The sequence below is a fragment of the Nemorincola caseinilytica genome, from assembly GCF_039540515.1.
GTDB classification, from domain to species: Bacteria; Bacteroidota; Bacteroidia; order Chitinophagales; family Chitinophagaceae; genus Nemorincola; species Nemorincola caseinilytica.
Genome location: NZ_BAABFA010000002.1, coordinates 1 through 1,972 on the forward strand (window position 1 = coordinate 1; position 1,972 = coordinate 1,972).

General features: G+C 52.1%; 3 protein-coding genes. All 3 read left to right on the forward strand.

Features of this window, described 5'->3' with window-relative positions:
* On the forward strand, window positions 1-238 hold a 238-nt coding region (locus tag ABD843_RS00905; protein WP_345077102.1), incomplete at its 5' end, for a hypothetical protein.
* 430 nt (window positions 239-668) lie between these two features.
* On the forward strand, window positions 669-1,220 hold the full coding sequence (locus tag ABD843_RS00910) for a hypothetical protein (RefSeq protein WP_345077105.1): 552 nt from the start codon (window positions 669-671) through the stop codon (window positions 1,218-1,220).
* 132 nt (window positions 1,221-1,352) lie between these two features.
* Window positions 1,353-1,958, forward strand: a complete 606-nt coding sequence (locus ABD843_RS00915; protein WP_345077108.1) for an HD domain-containing protein — start codon at window positions 1,353-1,355, stop codon at window positions 1,956-1,958.
* Window positions 1,959-1,972 lie beyond the last annotated feature (14 nt).

Genomic DNA, 1,972 nt, shown 5'->3' on the forward strand with positions numbered 1-1,972 from the left:
CCCGAACCGTGGTATGTTCTCGGTGCGTGGCACTGTGGGCAGTGGGCTGACGGGCGAGGTACCTGTGGACATCACGAACGTGCTGGGCCAGGTGGTGTACAGTGGTAGGGTAAAAGTGAAACAGGGCATGATAGATGCACAGGTGGTGATGGACAGTGAGCTTGCCAATGGCATGTATATGCTGACGCTGCACCTTGTGGACGGCAGGCGCACGATACACTTCGTGATGGAGAAGTAGGAAGCACTAACATAAGCAACAATAGCAAGGGGCGCTGTACAGAAGTACGGCGCCCCTGTTTGTTATGTGGCAGTATATAGCGGGTTTGCCACGGCCTGCAGCTATGCCCCGGGCCATATGCAGGCCTCGCAAAGACGTGGGCTTTTTATTTCGTTTTTGGTGAGGTTGTCATGACCTGTGGCTATACACTGGGTTATTTGCAGGTCTCGCAAAGCAGCACAAAACCCGGCCAAAGAATATTCTGTCGTAATTTAGAACTATGAATAGGGTGGAACATAGCGTAAGGGGGGCCTTTTGCAAGGGGCTCTTAGGTTTTGCTATTGTTCTATTGTGTATATGTGCTGCGGCAATAAAGAGCAGTGCGCAGTTGCCCACTATTCCGCGAAAGGGTAGTAAATATCAGCAGTTCGTACCTCGAGGTTATACACTTTTGCAGAAGGCCAATGGTGACCTGAACGGAGACGGTAAGGGAGACATAGCGCTGGCCGTGGGCCGCCTGCGCATATCCGACACTTGTGAGCGATGTGCCTATGAACGGCTGGTGATAGTGATAAAGGGAGCAGCGAAAAAGGGCTATGAGCTACTGGCAGTGAGCCCGCATGTGATAATGTGCAGCCGCTGCGGCAATGCAGGCAGGGATCCCTTTGTATGTGTGAAAATAGAGAAGAACGACCTGATAGTGGAGCAGGAGACGGCAGGTGGCAGCTCGTGGACGTGCACGCGAACTTTCAGGTATATAGATAAGGATCTGTACCTGGCCCACCTGACGCATAACAAATGGTATGACCATGGCTACTGCGATTCGCTGGATGATAACAGGGATATGGAGCATACCGACCTGGACCTGATAACAGGACGGCGCTACAGGAAGACGATATCTCTGAACTGTGAGCTGATAGCCGATGATGTAGATAGCGTGGAGGTACGACCGCTGATAAGGCTGGAACGCTATATAGGCCGGTATTTCGATAGCAGGGAATAGATGGTGATGGATGCCTGGGGCCCCTTTGTTTTGCCTGCCTATGCCCCTGATAATGGGCTATCTGTTAAAACTATGTGTAATGGTATCGGTGTATGAGATAGTAACCGCTAACTGTTTACTTTTGGCGATCAAATGAGTATCAAGGTCAAGATCGTCAACGATCCGGTATATGGTTTCATACGTTTTCCTGAGGCAGAACTGCTGCAGGTGATAGACCACAGGTGGTTCCAGCGGCTGCGCAGAATAAAGCAGATGGGCCTTGCGGATTTCGTATATCCCGGTGCGGTGCATACCCGTTTTGCGCATTCGCTGGGGGCCTGCCATCTTGCAGGCAAGGCCATGGACGAGCTGAGGGCCAAGGGGATAGACATAAACAAGGATGAATACCTGGCGGCGCGCCTGGCGGCCCTGCTGCACGATGTGGGACACGGGCCCTACTCGCACTCGCTGGAGCGGGCGCTTGTAGGCGGGCTGTCGCACGAGGTGCTGTCGCGGCTGATAATGAGGCGCATGAACGAGGAAATGGGCGGCATGCTGGATTCGGCCATTGCTGTCTTCAACCGCTCTTACCCGGCGCAGTACCTGCATCAATTGGTATCGAGCCAACTGGATGTGGACCATAAGTGTTCGAAAGTCGTTATGGTGATTTATTCATCTTTGTTGGATCCCCTCCACACAGGAGTACTATTTCTTTTATTAATTCCTCTTCGAGGTCTAGAGCGAATTTTAGTTTGGTGATCTTATACCCCGTC